This window comes from Actinomadura oligospora ATCC 43269 (assembly GCF_000518265.1).
Classification (GTDB): domain Bacteria; phylum Actinomycetota; class Actinomycetes; order Streptosporangiales; family Streptosporangiaceae; genus Spirillospora; species Spirillospora oligospora.
The window spans coordinates 248,742-270,306 of the sequence record NZ_KI912410.1 but is presented as its reverse complement, the minus strand read 5'-3'; the positions used below and the strand labels follow the sequence as shown (position 1 = coordinate 270,306).

Sequence of the window (21,565 nt, the reverse complement as noted above, 5' to 3'; positions counted from 1 at the left end):
CCTGCTCCGATGTGTGCTAGGCGGGGTCAGCGGGGTGGGGCGGCCCCACGCCGAAAGGGGGATTCGGCCGCCACGTCGAAGGATAGTGCCGCCAGCAGGGTGATCATCAGGATCGGCGCGCGACGGTCCCGGTGATCCACTCGACGAGCCCGGAAGCGGCGCTGCCGTTCGCGGGGTGGTGGTCCCTCGCGTTCCAGTCGACGGCCGCGTCCACGTCGTCTCCGAGGCCCTGCAGGCCGGTCGCGAGGTTCCCGACGACGGTGAGGGGCACGTCGGTGCCGTCCGTCCCGGCCCGCAGCCACCAGTGGCGGGCCCGGTCCGGGTTCCGCTGCCGGACGAAGTCCATCGGGTTCCGCAGCATGCGGGCCGGTTTCGCGACCGCCGCCAGATCGGCCGCCTTCCGCGTCCCGGTGTGGTCGAGGAAGGCGTCGAGGGTGAACGAGATGCGGCTGTGCATCCAGTCGATCCAGGAATTCCGCTTGAGGTAGAGGGCCCGGTCGCCTTCCGGCAGCTGCTTCAGATAGGCGGCCCCGGCCGGTTCCAGGTATTTGGTGAGGATCCCTTTCCTGTCATACGCGAGATCGGCCTTCCCGATCTCGGTGACGGGCGCGGACGCGGCCACGGCGTAAACGAGGTCCGAAGCCTTGGCCGCGCCGATTCTCCTCAGGTCGTCGTCGTATTGTCCCCGTCCGGCGGACGCCCCGGCCAGCGCCGCCAGCCCGCCGCCCCGTCCGCTCCCGGACGCGACGATCCGCGCGTCGTCTCCGGGCAGTCTCCCCTTGTTGTGCCGGACGTACCGGATGGCGGCCTTGAGGTCCACGATCCCGTCCCAGGCCGTGTCCCGCACGCCCGAGGTCACCACGACGACGCCCGAGGCCAGCGCGATCCCGTTCTCGGCGGCCGGTTCCTCACCGCCGTTCGCGGTGGTCATCATGATCGGCGCGCGGCCGGAGTTCACGGCCTTTCCGTCCACCTCGACCGGGACGCGGACGCTCAGTCTCTGACGGGCCGGATCGGCGGGATGGGAGACATAGGGAATCCCCGAATACAGCCGGTATCTGACCGTCTTCCGAGACTTCCCGACCTTCACCGACGCGCTTTTGAGGAGATACCCGCCGCCGTCGAATCGCAGCGCGGACGCATCGCGGGTTCCGTCCAGGCCCCCGCATCCCGCGAAGCCGCCGACGCCCATCGCCAACACGACCCCGAGAACCGCGCGACGATCCACCTCGGCATGCCCCTTCCCGCCCGGACCGCATTCACCGGCAGCATTTCCCAGCAGCATTCCCTGGCAGCGTTACCCCGGCACCACCCCGAGAACACCTCAGGCCGAAACTTGCCCCACCGCCGACGGGCCGTCCCTGGCGTCCCAGGCGCAGCGTTCCTCACGTCCTCGGAGGTCCGCCCGGGGATGGGAGACGCATGGCGATGGCATGGGACGCAGATGAACCGATGCGGGGCGCCGTCCCCGTATCGTCACGGCCATGATCAACGGAGCGCATGTCGTCGTTCACAGCGTGGACGCCGACGCCGACCGCGCCTTCCTGCGCGACGTCCTCGGCTTCCCGCACGTGGACGTCGGCGGCGGCTGGCTCATCTTCCGCCTGCCGCCCACCGAGCTCGCCGCCCACCCCACCGACGGCCCGCCCGTCCACGAGCTCTACCTGATGTGCGACGACGTGACCGCGACCGTCGACGACCTCACCGAGAAGGGCGTCGAGTTCCCCGAGCCCATCACCGACGCGGGCTGGGGCCTGCTCACCCGCCTGCGCCTGCCCAGCGGTGCCCAGCTGGGTCTCTACGAACCCCGCCACCCCACCCCGCCGGGCCGGTAGCCCGCCAAAGGCCGGGGGCAGTGGTGGCCTACTCGGCGCCGCCGCCCAGGGACTCGAAGAGCTGCTCCCAGGAGTCGGCGATCGGGTCGGGGCCGTATTCGGCGGCCTTCTTGAGGGCGGCCTCGGAGAAGTCGCGGCGGAGGCCCTCGTCCTCGATCAGGCGGATGATGCCCTCGGCGAGGGCCTCGACGTCGCGTTCGGGGACGAGGAAGCCGTCGACGCCGTCGTTGACGAGCTCGCGCGGGCCGACCGGGCAGCTGAAGCTGACGACGGGCAGGCCGCAGTTCATGGCCTCCAGGAGGACCATGCCGAAGCCCTCGGACTTCGAGCTCATCGCGAAGACCGAGCCCTTGGCGAGCTCGTCGTCGAGGCTGTTGGTGGCGCCCATCAGGAAGACGTGGTTGTACAGGTGCTCGGCGAGGATCAGCTTGCGGAGCCGGGCCTCCTCCGGGCCGTCGCCGTGGATCCGGAGCGTCCAGTCAGGGTGGGTCTCGACGACCTTGGCGAACGCCTGGATCAGCATGTCGAAGCCCTTGTTGCCGTCGAGCCGTCCGGCGCTGACGACCTGGGTCCGGGAGAGGTCGGAGCGCGGGACGTCGAGGGCGTGCAGGGCGTTCGGGATCTGCTCGACCCGCAGGTCCGGGAACTCCGCGGAGTAGGCGACGCGGTCGCTCTCGGTGAGCGTGACCAGGGCGTCCATCTGGGTCAGGACACCGTGGTAGGCCTTGCGCCACTCGGCGTTGTGGTAGTCGAAGTTGGTGTGCTCCTGGACGATCCGGATCAGCGAGGGATCGGTGTAGCGCTCCACGAACAGGTCGATGGACGGCTTGGTCGTGACGACGATCCGGTCCTCGATGGTGGGCAGGTAGCGGATCAGCGCGTTGAGGCGGCGGCGCTGCTCCGCCTTCTCCGACACCCCGGCCGGGAAGGACGCGTGCCAGGAGGTGTCCTCCTCGCCGTCGAACCCGTCCCAGTCGACGTGCTCGCCGGAGCTGGAGTCCACCATCGGGATGATCCGGACGCGCTCGTCCAGCGGGAACGGCGTGTCCTCCCAGTACCGCATCAGGGAGACGATCTCGACGTCGTGGCCCCGAGCCACCATGCCGTTCGCCTGGTTGATCACCGTGCGGACGGTGCCGCCGATCCCGAAGGCGTTGAACAGCACGTAGGTCAGCTTCATGCGGAGCCTCTTCACTCTCCGGAGCCGCGCAGCGCGCAGCGGACGGACAGGTGGTCGCCGTCGGTGTAGTACGGCAGGACGGCGACGCCGGCCTCGGTCTGCTCGGGGAACGAGACGATCTTCTTCTTGCCGGGCATGTCGTCGTGGTGCCGGCCGACCCGCAGGGCGAGCCTGCGTCCGCCGCGCGCCGAGACCAGGTGCAGGTCCCAGTGCTCGCGGGGCAGCGCGTCCCGGACGGCCAGGTCGCGGACGGGCACGACGACCTCGAAGTGCGGGCCGTCGGCGGCGACCGGGAAGTACAGCCGGGGCGGGGTGCGCTCGGCGGTGCGGGTCACACTGCGCTTGAGCCGGTTGACGATCCGCTCGGTCACCGAGGGGGCGGGGGCCTTGCGGCGCTCGCGGGAGGTGAGGCGCAACGTCCAGGGCTCGTCCACGGGAGCCTCGTCCGGCGCTCCGCCGGAGACGACCGTGCCGAGGATGCGGATATGGCCGTCGCGCGGCCAGACCTGGCCGATCTCCGCGTGGGAGCCGGGCCCTTCGCTGGTCTCCGCAGCCATCCTCACCCTTTCGTTTCGCCGGTACGGACTCGAAGTATCACAGATCGCTGGAAGTGCTCGAAACAGCTTCGGAGAACCAGCCCAGGGCCGCCGCGAGGGCGGCGAGCGGCACTACCGGAAGCAGGTAGCGGTAGTCGAAATCGGCGGTGAACGGCGGAACGAGGAGCAGGGCCACGGCGGTGAGCCAGGGCAGCAGGGCGGGCCCGCCCCAGTCGCGCGCCCGCCGCGCGACCCCGGCGAGGCCGACGAGCAGCAGGCCGCCCAGGAGCGCGCCGGGAAGGTACGTGACCCGCTGGTAGGAGCGCATCCACCCGGCGAAGGGCTCGACGACGCGCGGGACGGCGGTGGCGCGACCGTAGGCGCGGGCGGGTTTCACGGCGGACCTGGGCTGCCAGGGCTTGGCCGGGAAGCGGTACTCGCCGACCGTCCAGGGGGTCGGGTAGGCGGAGCGGCTCCAGGAGAAGGAGCGCGCGGTGTCGCGGAGCGCCCGGCCCAGGTAGTCGCCGGGCTGGGCGAGGATGGCCGCCTGGGCGAACCGGGCGGCACGGGCGTTGCCCTGCACGTCCGCGACGCCGCCGGGCATGGCGCGGAACGGCGATCTCGCTCCCCACAGGGCGGCGTAGGCGGGGGCGACGCCGGGGGTGTCGTGCTTCCAGTCGTGGCAGAGGCCGGCCAGGTCGGCCGGTGGTTTGATCTTGGCGCAGTCGGCGAACGCGGCCGTCCGTCCGTAGAGGAAGAAGCCGTTGGTCGCGGCCAGTTCGAACCGTCCGTGCGCGGACTTGTACCAGCCCGCGTACCCGCCGACGCAGACGGCGAAGACCGCCACCATCGCCGCCAGGGGCCGCCACCCCGACGCCCACGCGGGGGTGGGGCGGCGCGCGGCCACCCGGACCGCGCCCCAGAGGACGGCGACGGCGAGCAGGGGCAGGCCGATCGTGCGGGTGAGGGCCGCGGCGGCGAGCAGCAGGCCCGCCAGGAGGCCGAGGCGCCAGGTCAGGCGGCGCTTCCACAGCAGGGCCGCGACGGCGGCCACGGCGAGGAACTCGAACGTGGCGTCCGACATGAGCATGTGCTCGAGCTGGATCTGGTACGCGTCGAACAGGACGGGCGCGGCCACGGCGGTGCCGATCAGCCCGGGAATTCCTGGCTTGTCGGGGAATCGTCCGCGCGTCCAGCGCCAGGTCACGGCGTAGAGCAGGACGGCCGTGGCGAGCCCCAGCAGGTGCTGCACGCCCGCGACCAGCCGGAGGTCGTGGAAGGGGTGCAAGGCCCACAGCATCAGCGAGTAGCCGGACGGCCGCAGCGGCGACGGGGTGAAGTGCAGGGCGCTCTTCAGGTAGCTGCCGGAGTCGCCGAACCAGAACGTGGTCGGGTAGCCGAGCATCGTGAAGACGCGCAGCAGCACGGCCGCCGCGAGGGCGGCCGTGAACACCACGTGCGGACGGAGCGCGGCACGCGCGCGCGGCAAAGTCACTTGCAGGCGCGCGCGCCTCCCCGTACCGGTCTCGGCGAACACGCGTCGCTCCGTCCCCGTCATGCGGGTGGCGCCCCGACCGTGCCACCCCGCCTAGCGACCAGCTTCCCCACTGGGGATACGAGCATGTCCGGCGGAGAGTTCCCGGCTCTCCTCCGCATGGACGCCGAAGACGAGATCCACCCAGGCGTCCTCGACGACCCGGAGCCCGTACGAGGCGCGGACCTGGGCGCGGCCGTACTCGCGTTCGTCCTCCCAGCGGCCTCCGGAGACCGTCGCGGCGATGGCGGCGGCCATGTCCTGCGGGGTGCGGTGGATCCAGCGGGTGTCGTAGACAGTGTCCACACCTGGCCACGGCAGCAGCGCGGGGATCGCGCCGGACGCCATGCCCTCGGCGGGCGCGAGGTGGAAGCTCTCGTCGTCGCTGGTGGACAGGACGAATCCGATCCGGCGCAGCCAGGCGGGGACGTCTCGCCCATACGCATCGAAAACGACGCCGTCCGCGAGGGTCTTGGAACGCCGGACGCGCCGGAACACCTGCTCGTAGTGCTCGCGCTCGTCAGGACGCTCCCAGATCCACCAGTACTCCCAGGGAAGCTTGGACTTGACGAACAGCGTGTAGCGCGGGTCGTCGCGACGCAGTTCCTCCAGGACGTCCAGCGCCAGGTCGAAGCGCTTACGGGACGGCGCGATCCCGATGATCCCGAGGTGGTACTTGGCACCGGGCAACTTGACACGGTCGAACTGCTCGTCGTCCACCCAGTTGGGGATGACTTGAACCTTGTGCGCAGGCCACCCCGTCGTCTCCAGCGTCAGGTCCGCGTAGTGGGGGCTGACGCAGATGACCTTGTCCACGGCGTCGATGTCGAGCTTCAGGGGCCAGCCCGAGTACAGCTCGAACCGGTGCAGCCGGACGAGCAGCTTCTGGCCGGGCCGCTTGTTCCGCGCGTACCAGAGGGCGTTCGGGCCGCACCATTCGCAGATGACGACGTCCGCCCACTGGACGAGTTCGAGACTGCGCTCCGGGTCGTGGGTCTTCAGCGCGGGCCACTTGTCCAGGCGGACCTCCATGTCCGGACGGTCACGCAGGTGGTCCAACAGCTTGGTGAAGAACTTGAGGTCGTGCCCCGCGACGACGACCTTCAGCTTGCCGTCGCGCCGCGGCAGGGGGAACGTCGTCTCCAGGTAGCCCCGCATACGGCGGACGGCGGCGTCCAGGCTGTAATCGGCCGCGGCGGCACGGCAGCGCTCCGCGGCCTGCTCGTACAGCTCGGGGTTCTTGCCTATGAGGGTGAGCGCGTCGACGACATCACTCTCGGACGAGGCGAAAAGCGGGTAGTCCTCGCCGAACAGCCGCTCGTGCATGGGGTTGCGGTTCAGCACGACCGGGACGCCCAGCGCGCCGCTCTCCAGCACCTTGGTCGAAAGCTCCAGGCTGGTGTCCATGGTCATGTCGCGCCACGACAGGGCCACGTCCCCGCTCGCCGTGAGGCGCATCGCCTCGGCACGCGGGTGCCCGCCGTGCCAGACGACGCCGTCCCCGCCCTCCAGGGCGGCCTTCATCGGAGCGGCGAAACCCGCTTCCTGATGGATTTTGTCGCCGACCATGTGCAGCTCGGCGTCCACGCCTCGCGCGCGCAGGAGCGCGGGCAGGCGTGTCATCTGCAGCGTGTTCCAGCGAGGGGCGAACTTGCCCGTGTAGACGAGACGCAGTTTCCCTGCGGGCGCGCCCGCCGCACGGGGTTCCAGGCCGTCCGGCAGGACGACCACCGGAGGGAACAGCACGCTCTTGCCCGCCGTCGCGGGAACCGCCGCTTCCATGAAGCCGCGCAGTTCCTCGGTCTGGCAGAGCAGCAGGCGCGACGCGTCCGCGATGCGCCGCAGGTCGCCCTTGGACTTGCCGTCGAACTCGGCCGCCGACTGCGGGACGTCGGTCAGGTACGTCCACAGGCGGCCCTTGAGCGGACCGGCGGCCAGCTGGGTCGCCAACGCGCGCCCGCGTACTACGGCCAGGTCGAACGGCTGCTGCGCGTCGATCCGCGCGATGACGGCCGCGGCCTCCGCGGGACGCATCGGGCCCTCACCGGTCAGGCCGTCCTCGTGTGGGGAGAGGACGGTCACGCGCGGGAGCGCGCGCAGGGGGTCGACCAGCCGTCCGGTCCGGACGGGCGCTTTCAGGACGAGCGTGACGTCGCAGCCCGCGCGGGCGAGCGTCTGCACCATGCCCTGAGCCCAGATGGCCGAGCCGTCGATCAGATTCAGGTCCACGTCGCCGTAGACGAGGGCGCGGGTCAAGAAAGCTCCTTCAGCGTGGCCACGGGATCCCAGTCCAGGACGGCCAGGGTCGGTGGCGGGTCATCTCCCCAGAGGACGACGGGGATCTCTCGTACGCGCGCGATGACGCGCGCCTCGTCCAGGTCGCGGTCCCGGTCGAACATGCCGGGGACGCCGAGATACGCCCACGGCCCACCCGGATCGCCCGCGCGCGCGTCGACGACCAGGGCGTCCACGTCGGCGGTCTCCAGAACCGTCCGCACGTCGTGCGGGTGGAGGGAGACGACGTCGTACCGTCCGGACAGCTCCGCCGCGGCGGCGCGGCCGAGGATGCCCGCGACGACCGGACGGTCCGACGGGCGCTGCACGAGCAGCCGGTCCTCGGGACGGTCGAACCGGTCGAGCCGCCGGGTCGCGCTCTCCCGCAGCGTCGCCGACTCCATCGGCCGGTCGCGCTTCTTCCACAGCTTGTACAGCTCGCGGGGCAGGCGCGCGGCGCGGCGTCGCGGATTGCGCGCGGCCCCGGCGACGAGCCGTCCGAACTGGACGGTCGTCGAGGTCTCCAGCGCGGAGAGCCGCCGCTCCAGCTCCTCGACGCGGGCGTCGCTCTCGCGCAGGGCCGCGCGCAGGCGGGCGGACTTGTCCCGCCCGGATCGATCAGACACGGAGGTACTCCAGGATGACGTCGGCGATGCGGGGTCCGGCGTGCCCGTCCCACAGCGGCGGCACCCGGTCGGCGGGCGGACGCTCGCCCTCCAGGACCTTCCGCGCGGCCGGGACGAGCTCCTCCAGCGACACCAGCCGGTTGGTGCCGTGGGTGATGGTGATCGGCCGCTCGGTGTTCGGCCGGACGGTCAGGCAGGGCACCCCGAGGACGGTCGTCTCCTCCTGGATGCCGCCGGAGTCGGTCACGACGGCCGCCGCGCCGCGCACGGCGGCGACGAAGTCGACGTAGCCGAGCGGGTCCAGGACGCGCACACGCGGGTGGTCGTCCAGCCCGGCGGCCATGAGGTTCACGCGCCCGCGCGGGTGCACGGGGATGACCAGGTCGGCCAGGTCGGCGACGCCGTGCAGCCGCTTGACCAGCGCGGTCGCCTTCGCCGGGTCGTCCACGTTCGCGGGCCGGTGCATCGTCGCCAGGACGTACCGCTCCGGCAGGCCGTGCTCGCGGCGCACGCGCGCGGTGTCGAACCGTTCCAGGTTGCCGAGCAGCGTGTCGATCATCGGGTTGCCGACCAGGTGCGCCCGGCCGACCGGGACCCCCTCGGCGGCCAGGTGACCGACCGCCTCCGGGCTCGTGACCAGGCACAGGTCGGACAGCTGGTCGGTGAGCCGCCGGTTGACCTCCTCGGGCATGGTCATGTCGAAGCTGCGCAGCCCGGCCTCCACATGGGCGACCGGGACGCCGAGCTTGGCCGCGACGAGGGCGGCGGCGATCGTCGAGTTCACGTCGCCGTACACGATGACCAGGGCCGGTGAACGCCGGATGAACTCCTCCTCCAGCCCGACCAGCAGCGCGGCGGTCTGGCCCGCGTGCGAGCCCGACCCGACGCCGAGGTTGACGTCCGGCTCGGGCAGGCCGAGCTCGTCGAAGAACACCTCCGACATCCGCCGGTCGTAGTGCTGGCCGGTGTGCACGACCGCCTGCCGCGCACCGCGTGCCGCGAGCGCGGAGATCACCGGCGCGGCCTTCACGAAGTTCGGCCGCGCCCCGAGGACGTGCACCAGTTCCCCCGCCTCGGCGCCCTGTCCCGGCGCCGCCGAGGCCGCACCTTGGAGTTCACCCACCGTTTCCCTCACCTGTTCACCCACCTGCGCTTTCCCTTCCGTTCATCGGACGCGCCTACGCTCGCCCGCCGTGTTGAAACGCTCCGTGTACATGTCGGCGCTGGCCGTCCGGCAGCTGCGCGACGACCCGTCCCGCGCCGGACGGCTGGCCGTCCGCCTGGCGGCCCGCGCCGCCCCGAGCCTGGGCCGCACGCAACTGGCGAAGCCCAAGCCCCGCGACCCGCAGCGCGAGGCTGCTGACCTGCGCGAACTCCTCGCCACTCCGCCCTATCCGGCGCGTCCGAGGGCCACCGGGGACGTGCGCGGCGTCCTGATGTTCGTGACCAACTCGCTGCCGGTCACGAACGCCGGGTACACCGTCCGGACGCACCGGATCGCGGTCGCCCAGCGCGAGGCGCTCGACTGGGACACCCACGTGGTGACGCGGCTCGGGCACCCCCTCGCGCAGGGCGTCGGCGACGCGCGGGCGCGCGTGGACGTCGACGGGGTCCCCTATCACCGGCTGCTGCCGTGGGGGCCGCCGTCCGGACCCGTGGGGGCCGTGGAGAAGGCCGCCGACCTGGCCGAACGCCTCGTCCGGGACGTGCGTCCGGACGTCCTGCACGCGGTCAGCGACCACCGGAACGCGGCCGTCGCGCTCGAACTCGGGAAGCGCCACGGTCTGCCGATCACCTACGAGGTGCGCGGGTTCCTGGAGGACTCGTGGCTGTCGCGGTCGCCGTCGCACCGCCCGTCCGACGACTTCTACCGGCTGACCCGCGAGCTGGAGACGCGCCGCATGCACGAGGCGGACGCCGTGGTCACGCTGGGCGAGGCGATGCGCGCCGAGATCGCCGGACGCGGCGTCGACCCGGCCAAGATCACCGTCGTGCCGAACGCCGTGGACACCGGCTTCCTCGAACCGCTTCCGGACGCCTCCGACCTGCGCGCCGGGCTCGGCCTGCCAGGCGGCGTCCCGGTCATCGGCCTGACCTCGTCCTTCTACGGCTACGAGGGCATCGACACGCTCATCGACGCCGCCGCGCTGCTGCGCGCCGGAGGCGACGACGTCACGCTCCTGCTCGTCGGGAACGGCCCGGAGCGCGCCGCGCTGGAACGCCGCTCCGCCGAACGCGGCGTTCGCGCGGTGTTCACCGGCCGGGTCCCCCCGTCGGACGTCCGTCGTTTCCACGCGCTCCTCGATGTCTTCGCGGTCCCCCGCCGGGCGGACCGGGTCTGCCAATTGGTCACTCCCCTGAAACCTCTGGAGGCGATGGCGGGGGGAATCCCAGTAATAGCAAGTGATGTCAGCGCCCTGCGCGAAATCGTGGAACCGGGCGTGACCGGCACGTTAACTCTTCCGGAAGACGCGGAGGCCTGGGCCAATTCCCTGGGAGAGCTCATTTACAGTCCCGAACTGAGAATGAAATTGGGGCGGGCCGCCCGGGAATGGGTGCGCGATGAACGCACATGGCACGCGGTGACCGCGCGCTACCGGGCCGCCCACCGCCCCTGAACTCCTGAAGCGAAGGGAGCCACCGGCGTGGATCTGGTGGTCATCGGGCTCGGCTATGTCGGGCTTCCGCTGGTGCGCGAGGCGTGCCGGGCCGGCCTCCGGGTCGGCGGATACGACCGGGACGAACGAGTCGTCTCGGGCCTTTCGGCCGGCACGTCGCATGTGGACGACGTGTCCGACGCCGAGGTCGCGGAGATGCTCGCGGCCGGGTTCACGCCGTCCCTGTCGGAGGAGGTGCTGGACGGCGCCCGCGCGGTGGTGATCTGCGTCCCGACCCCGCTCTCCGACGAGGGCGGGCCGGACCTCACCGCCGTGCGCGGCGCGTCGCGGACCATCGCCGAGCACCTGGCGGCCGGGACCCTGGTGGTGCTGGAGTCGACCACCTACCCGGGCACGACCGACGAGGTCGTCCGGCCGATCCTGGAGGAGTCCGGGCTGGTCGCGGGGGTGGACTTCCACCTGGCGTTCTCCCCGGAGCGGATCGACCCGGGCAATCCGGTCTACGGCGTCCGGAACACCCCGAAGATCGTCGGGGGCCTCACCCCGGCGTGCGCGACCGCCGCCGCCTCGTTCTACGGCAAGTTCGTCGAGCGGGTCGTCCAGGCCAAGGGCACCCGCGAGGCGGAGATGGCCAAGCTGCTGGAGAACACCTACCGGCACGTGAACATCGCGCTGGTGAACGAGATGGCGGTGTTCTGCCACGAGCTCGGCATCGACCTGTGGGACGCGATCGACTGCGCGGCGACCAAGCCGTTCGGGTTCCAGGCGTTCCGTCCCGGTCCGGGCGTCGGCGGGCACTGCATCCCGATCGACCCGAACTACCTGTCCTACAAGGTCAGGTCGCTCGGCTACCCGTTCCGGTTCGTCGAGCTCGCGCAGGAGATCAACGACCGGATGCCCCGGTACGTCGCCGAGCGCGCGCAGCAGTTGCTCAACCGCGAGGGCCGCGCGCTCAAGGACGCCCGCGTCCTACTGCTCGGCGTCACCTACAAGGCCGACATCGCCGACCAGCGCGAGTCCCCGGCCCGTCCGGTCGCGCGCCGCCTGCTCCGGCTCGGCGCGGACGTCTCCTTCCACGACCCGTACGTCGCGTCCTGGCAGGTGGACGGCGCCGACGTCCGGCCCTCAGGCGACGAGCTGGCCGCCGCCCTGGCGGACGCCGACCTGACGATCGTGCTGGCCGACCACGCCGCCTACGACCCCGCGCTGCTGACCCGGCACGCCCGGCTCCTGTTCGACACCCGGGGCCGCACCCGCGCCCTGTCCGGGGCGGGCGCCGAGCTTCTATGAGCGAACTCCACCTTCCCGCCGCCCGGAATTCATCGGCAATTTCCACGGCACGCGCAGAATCCCCGAAGGAAAACCGTCTCCCATCCGGAGTGAGTGGAATGCGGGTCTGCGTCTGCACGGTCGTGCACCATCCGGAGGACGCGCGGATTCTGCACAGGCAGATTCGCGCCCTTCTGGACGCCGGGCACGAGGTCACCTATATCGCCCCGTTCCGGGCGACCAACTCGACGCCGTGGCGGGAGGTGTCGCCGGTCGACGTGCCGCGCGCCACCGGCCGCCGCAGGCTGCACGCCCTGCGCGCCGCGCACCGCGCGCTGGTCGAACACGCCGCCTACGCGGACGTGGTCCTCCTGCACGACCCCGAACTACTGGTCGGCCTGCCCCGCGCGGTCCGCCGCAGGACGGTCGTCTGGGACGTCCACGAGGACACCGCCGCGGCCCTGGCCGCCAAGGGCTGGCTTCCCGGCCCGCTCGCCCCGCTGCTGAGGCCGCTCGTCCGCCGCCTCGAACTGCGCACCGAGCGCCGCCACCACCTGCTGCTCGCCGAGGAGGGCTACCGGGACCGCTTCCGCGGGCAGCACCCGGTCGTCCCGAACACCACCTACGTGGACGAGCGCCCGCCCGCCGCCCCCGGCGACCGCCGGGTCGTCTACATCGGCCATCTGTCGGTCGCCCGCGGCGCCCTCGACATGATCGAGACGGCCCGCCTGGTCGCCCCCGAGGGCGTCCAGGTCGAACTGATCGGCTCCGCCGACCCCGACATCCGCCCGGCGCTCCGCGACGCCCAGCTCGAGGGCGTCCTGCGCTGGTACGGCTTCGTCCCGAACGACCGCGCCCTGCGCATCGCCGAGGGCGCCATGGCCGGCCTCGCCCTCCTGCACGACGAACCCAACTACCGGCACTCCATGCCGACCAAGGTCGTCGAGTACATGGCCCGCGGCATCCCGGTCATCACCACCCCGAACCCGCCCGCGGTCGCCATCGTCGAACCGTCCGGCTGCGGCGAGGTCGTCCCCTACGGCGACCCGAAGTCCGCCGCCGACGCCATCCGCCGCCTCCGCACCGACCCGGCCCACCGCAACGCCCTCGCCGAACGCGGCCACACCACAGCCCGAGCCCGCTTCCACTGGCCCACCCAGGCCATCCCCTTCGTCACCCAACTCGAACTCTGGGCCAAGGGCGCCGGTCAGCGGGAGGCGGCCCTCCCGGGCGCCCAGGGGCTCGGCGGCACCGCGCCGATCACCAGGTCGAGCTGATTGCGGTCGGCCGGGTAGACGGTGCACGTGCAGCGAATGGGCGTCCGTCCGGGGTCGTAGCCGACCCGGTCGTGGACGATCACGACGCCACCGGTGTCGTGCAGCGAGAAGAAGGCGGTCTCGTTGGCGTCGGGCGGCCGGGCGGTCACGCGGTCGCGGTGGGCGACCTGCTCGAGCCCGAGGGTCTCCTTGAGGTAGGCGAACACGCCCTCCGGGATCTCCTCGTCGTCCAGCAGCCGGTCGGCGCCCCGGGTGACGTACTCCATGGGGTAGTACGTGGTCTGGAGTGACCAGGGCCTGCCGTCGACGAACCGCTCCTGGTGACGCAGCACGACCCGGGAGCCCTCCGGGAGCGCCAGCGCCGCGGCCACCCCGGGGCTGGACCGCTGGATCTCGACCCGTGGGTCCGTGCTCTCGAAGGCGTGGTCCTCCAGCCGCGCGTCGAACCGCCGGGCCGCGTCCCCGCCGCCGGACGGGAGCGGCAGGCTCACGAGGGTGACGGTGGTGGGCACCGTGCCCTCGAGGACGAACGTGCCGCGCCCCTGCGTCGTCTGGACCAGGCCGCGGCTCTTGAGGATCTTCACCGCCTCACGGACGGTGTTGCGTGAGGCGTTGTCGTACCCGGCCATGAGCTGCTCCTCGGTGGGCAGCCGCTCCCCCGCGGCGAACTCGCCTTCCCCGATCCGGCGCGCGAGATCGTCGGCGATGTCCCGGTACCTGGCTCCGGCCATGGGTCTCCTCGTTTCCGGGCGTCCGCCCACATGCTAGGCAGCCGAAGCCAGGCAAGTGGGCGAATCCGTCACGGAAGGGTGTGGAGGTTCTGGGCGGCGGAGCGGGCGAGGTGGGCGGCGGCGCCTGGAGGGCGGCTGGCGTCGACGACGACGATGTAGCGCTGGACGCGGAGGGCGATCGTGCCGGCGGACGGGCCGAGTTCGTAGGCGTCGTCGGCGCCGAGGTCGGTGCGGCGGCGGGCCTGGGCCTGGGTGGACTCCAGGGAGGTCAGCAGGTCGGCGGCGGCGGACGGGGTGGGGGCGACCCAGCGGACGGAGACCGTCGCGCCGTCCGGGGCGGGGCGCATGACCCCCGCGACGCCCGGCGGCGGGGTGGTGGGTGGGGGCTTCGGGGTGAGGTCGTCCGGGAGGTCGTACTGGCAGGCGACCGGCCTCGGCAGGCGGACGCCCGCGATCCGGGCGCGGACCGGGGAGCCCGGACGGACGCGGAGGCGGGCGGTGACCAGGTCGGCGGGCTTCAGCAGGGCGCAGGCGTCCGGCCAGGACGCGGCGGGCACGCCGTCCAGCTCGGCCGGGCCGCGGCCGGACGGTCCGCCGCGCAGCGCGATCAGGCGCGCCGCGCCGGACGGGCGGGGCGCGGCCTCGGGCACCGAGACGTAGAGCAGGCCGCCCGCCGCGGCCATCCACGGGCGGACGCCGACGAGGTCCGGGTCGACGGCGAACGGGACGGGCGCGGTGACCGCGGCGCCGGTCGCGGGGGTGACGATGTCGACGCCCGCGGGGAGCAGGCCGTCCGCGAGACGGGGGCGGAGGGCGTAGAGGCGTCCGCCCGCCTCGGTGAGGGCGGCGTAGGCGGGGGCCTCGCGGTCCCAGGCGACGCGGCCCTTCCGCAGGTCGATCGCCGTCATGCGCGCGGTGTCGTCCGGGTCGGCGGAGCGGACGACGACGAGCAGGTCGCCGGACAGGGCGCTCGGGCACATGCCCGCGCCACAGGCGTCGGGGTCGTTCCAGACGGCCGTCTGGTCGCCGTCCCGGTCGTAGACGCGCAGGGCCTCGCCGTCGGCGACCAGGACGGAGCGGCCGTTGACGGTGACGCCGGGCGCGTCGTCCGAGCCGAGGACGCGGTCCCAGAGGAAGACGCCGGTGGCGGGCTCGACGGCGAGCAGGTGGCTGCGGCCCACGCAGTCGAGCGCGAGCGCGGCCAGGTCGGGCGAGGAGCCGGACGGTTCGGGCGCGTCCTCGTAGAGGCGGCACTCCTCGGGGAGCCGGAGTTTCCAGCGCTGGACGCCGTTCGCGGCCGAGCGGCCGATCAGTTCGCGCCGGTCGGCCGAGGCGGTGAGGACGATGTCCGACCCGGACGGCCAGTGCAGCGTGGAGCGCGCGACCGTCGCCGGACGGCCGTCCCGGCTGCGCCAGAGCAGTCCGCCGGACAGGGCGTCGAAGCCGAGGAACTCGTGCTCGTCCGGACGGCCGTCCCGCTGGAAGAACGCGACGAGGCGGCCTCCCGTGGCCGTCCAGCCGAGCAGGTTCCAGCCGGAGCGGCGGTACTCCCAGCGGCGCGCGCCGGTGCGGGCGTCGCGGACCGAGAGGCCGCCGCCCGCGGCCGTGACGACCTGGCCGTCCGCGACCTCGTGCGCGACCGTGTCGTGCCCGGCGACGGCGGCGCGGCGCAGCGTGACCGTCTTGGTCCAGCTGGTGGTGAGGGGGCCGGGCGGCGGGCCGAGGCGGGGCTGGTCGTCCACCGGGTCGGCGGTGACGGTGTGCCGGACCAGGCCGTCCGTCAGCAGGTACCGGACGCCGCCCGCGCCGCCGAAGGCCAGCACGACCGCCGTCACGGCCGCGACCCCGCGCCTCCGCACGCGCACGCCGCGCCACCGGACGCGGATCCCGCGCCTCCGGATGCGGACCACCGCCGGTCACTCCCCTAGGTTGGACGTCACGACTCACTCGAGCGCGGATCCACCGCGCGCGACTCCCATCGGGCCCGGCCCTGGCCGCGCCCTCCACGGCCGCGCGGCGTCACCGCGCCCGGCGGAAAAGGAACCCGACGTGCGGACCTTCACCAGCTGGCGGACCTGGGACGCCGCCCGGGCGGACCTGGCAGGCCACCCGGCGCTGCCCGTCCTCACGCGCGCCGCGGAGGCCGCGCTCCGCTGGCACGGCGACCAGACCCGGCCCACCGGGGCACCCTACGCCGAGCACCTGCTGGAGGCGCTCGAGGTCCTCGTGCGGGGGGCGGGCGTCTCCGATCCTGCCACCCTCGCGGCCGTCCTGCTGCACGACGTCGTGGAGGACACCCCCGCCACCGTCGCCGAGGTCGAGGCCGAGTTCGGGGACGAGGTCGCCGAGCTGGTCGACTGGGTGACCAAGCCGCCCGCGGGCGGTCTCGGACGCAAGGAGAAACGCGCCGCGAAGGCCGCCTACCTGCGCAGACTCGGGGACGCGCCGGACAAGGCGATCCTCGTGAAGCTGGCCGACCGGGCCAGCAACGTGCAGACGCTGGAGAACATGCCGCCGGACTTCCAGCGCCGCTACTACGCCGAGACAATCACCTACATCCTGCCGCTGGCCGCACGGTCGCCATGGTTCGCCGAGTGGTTCGAGGAGTGGCGCCGGGCCTACGCCCACCTGCTCTGAGGAGCCCCTCCGCCCCCTGCTGTAATGGCCTGCATGGAACGGGAGTGGACGGTCGAGGAGTCGGTGCCGGTCGCGGCGTCCCCGGACGAGGTGTACGCGGCGGTGTCGGATCTGCGCCGGATGCCCGAGTGGAGCCCGGAGCTGTTCCGGGTGTGGATCCGGGACGGCGGCGAGATCGCCGAGGGCACCCGGTTCGTCGGGTTCAACCGGCTCGGCTGGCGCGTCTGGTTCACGACCTGCGAGGTCACGGCCGCGATCCCGGGCCGGGCGTTCGCGTTCCGGGTGACGACGTTCGGCATGCCGGTCGCGCTGTGGGGCTACCGGGTCGAGGGCATCGGCGACGGAGAGTCGTCCCGCCTGGCCGAGTACTGGCACGACCTGCGCCGCGACTCGCGCACGGCCGGGATCGCGTCCCTGCTCGGACGGGTCTTCACCGGCGTCGCCGCCGAGGACCGCGCCGAGCTGAACCGGCGCGGCATGCGCGCGACGCTGGACCGCGTCCGCGCCGCCCTGGAGGGCTGAGCGGCCCGGCGGCCGACCCCTTGAGCCCAAAACAGGAACCTGTTCTACTTGTGGCGTGCCCCCCGACGCCGCGTCCGACGCAGCGCCCGACGCCGCGCCCGATGCCATCCCCGAAGTCGCGCCCGCCCCGGCGGCCCACCTGATCCAGGGCGACCGCGTCACGCTTCCGGTCGAGATCCGGGACGCCGCCGTCGCGTCCGCGATGTTCCCCATCCCGGCCGCCGCCGCGCAGGCCGTGATCGCCTACTCCGGGCTGGAGGTCGCACGTCCCCTGGCGGGACGGGCGATCTGCTCGCTCGCGTTCGTCCGGTACGCGGACGGCGATCTCGGCCCGTACCACGAGTTCGCAGTCGCGTTCCTGGTCAAAGGGACGCCCCGGATCGGCGCGTTCATCCACTGGCTGCCGGTGAACCAGGCGTTCACCCTGGAGGCGGGACGGGCGATCTGGGGCTTCCCCAAAGAGATGGCCGACATCCACATGGACCTCGCCGCCCGCACCAAGCGCTGCCTCGTGCGCGTGGACGGGAGGACCGCCATAGAGATGCACGTCCGGCCCGGCTTCCCGGTCCCGTCCGGTAGGGGCGTTCCCAGCGTGGACGCCTACACGTCCATGAACGGCGTCACCCGCCGGACGCCCTGGACCGTCTCCCCCAGCGGCGTCCGGATGCGCCTGGGCGGCGGCACGTACCTCAGGCTCGGCGACCACCCCGTGGCGCACGAGTTGCGCGCGCTCGGCCTCGACCATGCCCGCGCGCTGTCCGCCGCCACCGTGGACCGGCTGCGAATGACCTTCCAGGAAGCGGTGGAGGCACGGCCATGACGGCCGTCCGGACGGCCCTGGTCACCGGTGCCGCGAGCGGGCTCGGAGCCCTCGCCGCCCGCCGCCTCGCCGCCGCCGGCTGGGACGTCGCCGCCGCCGACCTGGACGCGGACGGCCTCGCCGCGACCGCCCGCCGCTCGCCCAACACGCACGTCCGCGTCTGCGACGTCGCCGACGCCGAGGCCGTGAACGCCCTGGTCAGCGAGGTCGGGGCGGTGCACCGGGTCGTGCACGCGGCGGCCGTCGGGCCGATGGTCCCGGCGCTGGAGCAGCCCCTCCCGGACGTCGAGCACGTGCTGCGGACGGACTTCCTCGGCACCGTCCACGTCGTCCGGGCGACGCTGCCGGGGATGCTGGAGCGGGGCCGCGGCGAACTGGTCCTCTTCTCGTCGCTCGCGGCGCTGCTGCCCGTCCCGAAGACCTCGGCGTACGCGGCGGCGAAGGCCGCGGTGAACGCCTACGCGGAGGCGGTCGCGGCCGAGCACGCGGGCAGCGGCGTCGTGATCCGCTGCGTCTGCCCGCGCCAGGTGGACACCCCGGGCTTCCGGGCCGCGGCGTCCGCCGATCCGGCCGCTACCGGCCGTATGCGCGGCGTTCCGCCCGGCCTCGTCCTGGACGCCGTGGACCGCTCGCTGGCCGCCCGTCCCGCGCACGACCTGTACGTCCTCCCGGACCCGCTGACCAGGGCGGTGGCCCGAGCGCGGCGCTGGCTCCCCGGGCCCACCGCGCGCCTTGTGGGACGGGTCACGCTGTCACGCTGAGTGGACCTTGGACCGCGTAAGCTGTCTCTTTCGCATTCCCGGGGGCCGTCCCGGGACGCCGCCCGAAGCCGCGAGGAGCCGCAGCCATGTCGTCCGAGGTCACCGACCGTCCGCCCGGCAGTGCGACGGGCGAGGCCGCCGATGCCGGGGCGGCGGGGACGACCCCGCTGAAGGACCGCGAGATCGCCGCCGAGCAGCGTTTCGTGGACGAGGCGTACGTCCGGCTGGGCGAGATGCGCGAGGACGCCCGGGCCATGCTCCGCGAGGGCTTCCGGCAGTCCCTCGCCGGCACCAAGGGCTCCCTGGTCGACCGGGACGCGATGGTCCACCAGGCCGCGCAGCGCGCGCACGCGCTCGACATCGCCGACGACGGCCTGGTGTTCGGCCGCCTCGACCTGACCCCGCGCGAGTACGCCGACGAGGCGCAGCCGTCCGGGCAGGCCGACGCGCAGCCGTCCGGGCGGATCGTGGACGGCCGCGAGGTCCGCTACGTGGGCCGCATCGGCGTCCGCACGCGCGAGCACGACTCCCTGGTCATCGACTGGCGCGCCCCCGCCGCCGAGGACTTCTACCGCGCGACCCCCGAGGATCCTCGCGGCGTGATCCGCCGCCGCGTCCTGCACTCGCGCGGGCACAAGGTCGTCGACATCGAGGACGACCTGCTCGACCCGGACGCCTCCGACGGCCTGTCCGTGGTCGGCGACGGCGCGTTCCTGGCGTCCCTCGCGCGCACGCGCGAAGGCACGATGCGCGACATCGTCGCCACCATCCAGCGCGAGCAGGACGAGGTCATCCGCGCCCCCGCCGACGGCACCGTCCTCGTGCGCGGGGCCCCCGGCACGGGCAAGACGGCCGTCGCCCTGCACCGCGTCGCATACCTGCTCTTCAGGCACCGCCGCCGGTTCGGGTCGCGCGGCGTCCTGGTCGTCGGGCCGAACGCGCGTTTCACGTCCTACATCGAGCGCGTCCTGCCGTCCCTCGGCGAGGGCTCGGCGACGCTGCGCTCGCTGGGCGACCTCGTCCCGGGCGCGACCGCGACCGCGCACGACACCCCCGACCTGGCCCGGCTCAAGGGCGCGGAGGCGATGATCCACGTCCTGCGCCGCGCCGTGGCCGACCACGCCCCCGGCTCGCCGGACGAACTGCGGGTCGTCTACCGCGGCGTCGTGATCCGCCTGGACCGCGGCCGCCTCGACAAGGCCCGCGCCGAGGTGCACCGCCGCGCCCGCGGCTCGGTCAACACCGCCCGCGGACGCGCCGCCGACGTCCTCCTGGACGCCCTGTGGGACGCGTTCGGCCACCTCGGCGGCCCCCAGGCCGTCGAGGAGGACTCCGGCCAGGGCGAGCTGGCCCTCTGGAACTCGATCCTCGCCGCCGACGGCCTCGGCGAACTGGACACCGGCGGCCGTCCCGCCCCGCGCCTGGGCAGCCGCGAGGAGTTCGCCGCCCGGATCCGCGAGCAGCGCGCGTTCACCGACTTCCTCCAGGCCTGGTGGCCCATCCGCACCCCGCTGGACGTGCTGTCCGCGCTGTCCGACCCGTCCAGGCTGCGCCGCGCCGCCGGCCGCGACCTGGACCGCTCCGCCCTGGACGGGCTCGCCGTTTCCTGGGGCTCCGGCGTCCTCACCTACCAGGACGTCGCGCTCCTGGACGAGATCGACGCCATGCTCGGCTCCCCGCCCCGCCAGCCGCGCCGCCGCGCCGCCGCCGACGGCGACCCCTTCGTCGTGGACGGCGTGAACGTCCTGACCGGCGAGGCCGTCGCCGACGAGGACTGGGAGCCCGGCATGGACGAGCTGACCACCTCGATCGAGCGCATGGAACGCGCCCGCCGCGTGGACGACGGCGTCGTCGAGGAACGCCCCGAGTACGCGCACATCGTCGTCGACGAGGCGCAGGACCTCTCCCCCATGCAGTGGCGCATGCTCGGCCGCCGGGGCCGCCAGGCCAGCTGGACGATCGTCGAGGACCCGGCCCAGAGCGCCTGGGAGGACCTCCCCGCCGCCCGCGCCGCCATGGACGCCGCGCTCGGCGGCGAGCAGCCGTCCCGCAACCGCCGCGGACGCGGCCGTGGCCGTCCCGCCCCCCGCTCGGCCCGGACCGTCCGGCACGAGTACGAACTCACCACGAACTACCGCAACTCCATCGAGATCGCCGCCGTGTCGGCCCGCGTCCTCGCGAAGGCCCTCCCCGAGGCCCGCCCGGCCCGCGCCGTCCGCGAGTCGGGCCTGGACCCGGTCATCCGGATCGTCCCCGCCGAGGACCACCTCACCGCCGCCCGCGAGGCCGCCGAGGAACTCCTCTCCCAGGTGGACGGCACGATCGGCCTGATCGTTCCGATGCCGACCGCGGGCGCCTGGTCCGCCGCCGACCGCGACCGCCTCGCCGAGGGCCTGCCCGAACGCGTCCAGGTCCTGGACGTCCTGGAGGCCAAGGGCCTGGAGTTCGACGCCGCCGCCATCGTCGCCCCGGAGACCGTCGCGTCCCAGTCCCCGCGCGGCCTGCGCGTCCTGTACGTGGCCGTCTCCCGTGCCACCCAGCGCCTCACGGTCCTCACCGCCGACCAGAACTGGCACGACCTACTCCTGGGCCACTGACCACAATTCCCCCAAAAACACGTCCGTCCGGGCCGTTTCCGGTCCGGACCACGAAAAGGGGGGCCGCTCAGGCCAGGACGGTGAGGAGGTGGGCCGTCCGGCCGTCACGGCAGCTCGACGAGGGCGGGGGGCTCACTCGCCGGCCGGGTCGTCGGAGTGGATTCGGCGACGACGTCGGCGCCGTTCGAGGGCGGGGTCGCCGCTCAGCGCTCCTGGTCGTCCGCCCGGCGGGCGTTCTCCAGGAGGCGCGGCGCGTCGGGCCCGCCGTGGGGTGAGCCCTGCGAACCGGGCTCCTTGACGATCACTGGGTCAGCTCGTCCGGAGGGTTTCTGCGAGCTGAGGTCGGTG

The 21,565-nt window shown here is 73.3% G+C and carries 18 protein-coding genes; 9 read left to right on the top strand and 9 right to left on the bottom strand.

Features of this window, described 5'->3' with window-relative positions; all coding sequences use genetic code 11:
• Window positions 1–106: 106 nt before the first annotated feature.
• Window positions 107–1,228, bottom strand: coding sequence for a hypothetical protein (locus tag P696_RS0132950; protein ID WP_157430071.1), 1,122 nt, complete (start codon window positions 1,226–1,228; stop codon window positions 107–109).
• 256 nt (window positions 1,229–1,484) lie between these two features.
• Here P696_RS0132950 and P696_RS0132945 point away from each other — a divergent pair, with 256 nt between their 5' ends.
• A complete protein-coding gene (locus P696_RS0132945; protein ID WP_026415668.1) occupies window positions 1,485–1,835 on the top strand; it encodes a VOC family protein in 351 nt (116 codons plus the stop codon).
• Window positions 1,836–1,863: 28 nt separating this feature from the next.
• Here P696_RS0132945 and P696_RS0132940 read toward each other — a convergent pair whose 3' ends face one another.
• The 6 genes from P696_RS0132940 to wecB form a co-directional block, all read right to left on the bottom strand.
• The gene (locus P696_RS0132940) at window positions 1,864–3,015 is read right to left on the bottom strand and encodes a glycosyltransferase family 4 protein (protein WP_026415667.1); all 1,152 of its coding nucleotides are present in this window, start codon (window positions 3,013–3,015) and stop codon (window positions 1,864–1,866) included.
• Window positions 3,016–3,026: 11 nt separating this feature from the next.
• A complete protein-coding gene (locus P696_RS0132935) occupies window positions 3,027–3,572 on the bottom strand; it encodes a hypothetical protein (RefSeq protein ID WP_026415666.1) in 546 nt (181 codons plus the stop codon).
• 37 nt (window positions 3,573–3,609) lie between these two features.
• A complete protein-coding gene (locus P696_RS49665; protein ID WP_157430070.1) occupies window positions 3,610–5,046 on the bottom strand; it encodes a hypothetical protein in 1,437 nt (478 codons plus the stop codon).
• A gap of 93 nt (window positions 5,047–5,139) precedes the next feature.
• Window positions 5,140–7,269: a glycosyltransferase gene (locus P696_RS49660; protein WP_157430131.1), complete on the bottom strand. Its 2,130-nt coding sequence runs from the start codon at window positions 7,267–7,269 to the stop codon at window positions 5,140–5,142.
• Between the two features lie 68 nt (window positions 7,270–7,337).
• The gene (locus P696_RS49655; protein WP_034488221.1) at window positions 7,338–7,985 is read right to left on the bottom strand and encodes a hypothetical protein; all 648 of its coding nucleotides are present in this window, start codon (window positions 7,983–7,985) and stop codon (window positions 7,338–7,340) included.
• Window positions 7,978–9,045, bottom strand: a complete 1,068-nt coding sequence (gene wecB / locus P696_RS0132915) for a non-hydrolyzing UDP-N-acetylglucosamine 2-epimerase (RefSeq protein ID WP_026415665.1) — start codon at window positions 9,043–9,045, stop codon at window positions 7,978–7,980. The genes P696_RS49655 and wecB overlap by 8 nt, the downstream gene beginning before the upstream one ends.
• A 133-nt stretch (window positions 9,046–9,178) precedes the next feature.
• On the opposite strand from wecB, the gene P696_RS49650 reads away from it, so the two are divergent.
• From P696_RS49650 to P696_RS49645, 3 genes are all read left to right on the top strand, one after another.
• Complete coding sequence (locus tag P696_RS49650; RefSeq protein ID WP_245627903.1) at window positions 9,179–10,603, top strand: glycosyltransferase family 4 protein; 1,425 nt, start codon at window positions 9,179–9,181, stop codon at window positions 10,601–10,603.
• A gap of 27 nt (window positions 10,604–10,630) precedes the next feature.
• Window positions 10,631–11,893, top strand: a complete 1,263-nt coding sequence (locus P696_RS0132905; protein WP_026415664.1) for a nucleotide sugar dehydrogenase — start codon at window positions 10,631–10,633, stop codon at window positions 11,891–11,893.
• Window positions 11,894–11,991: 98 nt separating this feature from the next.
• Entirely contained in the window at window positions 11,992–13,149 is a 1,158-nt protein-coding gene (locus tag P696_RS49645; RefSeq protein WP_051468448.1) for a glycosyltransferase, read from the top strand.
• Here the strand turns inward: P696_RS49645 and P696_RS0132895 are convergent.
• Together P696_RS0132895 and P696_RS0132890 are read right to left on the bottom strand one after the other, a co-directional pair.
• A complete protein-coding gene (locus P696_RS0132895; RefSeq protein ID WP_026415663.1) occupies window positions 13,080–13,880 on the bottom strand; it encodes a GntR family transcriptional regulator in 801 nt (266 codons plus the stop codon). The two genes, P696_RS49645 and P696_RS0132895, sit on opposite strands and share 70 nt — an antisense overlap.
• Before the next feature lie 68 nt (window positions 13,881–13,948).
• Window positions 13,949–15,790: an outer membrane protein assembly factor BamB family protein gene (locus P696_RS0132890; protein WP_026415662.1), complete on the bottom strand. Its 1,842-nt coding sequence runs from the start codon at window positions 15,788–15,790 to the stop codon at window positions 13,949–13,951.
• A gap of 139 nt (window positions 15,791–15,929) precedes the next feature.
• Here P696_RS0132890 and P696_RS0132885 point away from each other — a divergent pair, with 139 nt between their 5' ends.
• The 5 genes from P696_RS0132885 to P696_RS0132865 all read left to right on the top strand — a co-directional run bounded on the left by P696_RS0132885 (window position 15,930) and on the right by P696_RS0132865 (window position 21,217).
• Window positions 15,930–16,517, top strand: coding sequence for an HD domain-containing protein (locus P696_RS0132885; protein ID WP_026415661.1), 588 nt, complete (start codon window positions 15,930–15,932; stop codon window positions 16,515–16,517).
• A 33-nt stretch (window positions 16,518–16,550) separates the two neighbouring features.
• Window positions 16,551–17,039 carry an SRPBCC family protein gene (locus tag P696_RS0132880; protein WP_026415660.1) on the top strand — a complete coding sequence of 163 codons (489 nt, stop codon included), beginning with the start codon at window positions 16,551–16,553 and terminating at the stop codon, window positions 17,037–17,039.
• A gap of 55 nt (window positions 17,040–17,094) precedes the next feature.
• Entirely contained in the window at window positions 17,095–17,859 is a 765-nt protein-coding gene (locus tag P696_RS0132875) for an acetoacetate decarboxylase family protein (RefSeq protein ID WP_245627902.1), read from the top strand.
• A complete protein-coding gene (locus P696_RS0132870; protein WP_026415658.1) occupies window positions 17,856–18,620 on the top strand; it encodes an SDR family NAD(P)-dependent oxidoreductase in 765 nt (254 codons plus the stop codon). Before P696_RS0132875 ends, P696_RS0132870 begins: the two co-directional genes overlap by 4 nt.
• Window positions 18,621–18,706: 86 nt before the next feature.
• Entirely contained in the window at window positions 18,707–21,217 is a 2,511-nt protein-coding gene (locus P696_RS0132865) for a HelD family protein (protein ID WP_084338580.1), read from the top strand.
• Window positions 21,218–21,565: the final 348 nt, after the last annotated feature.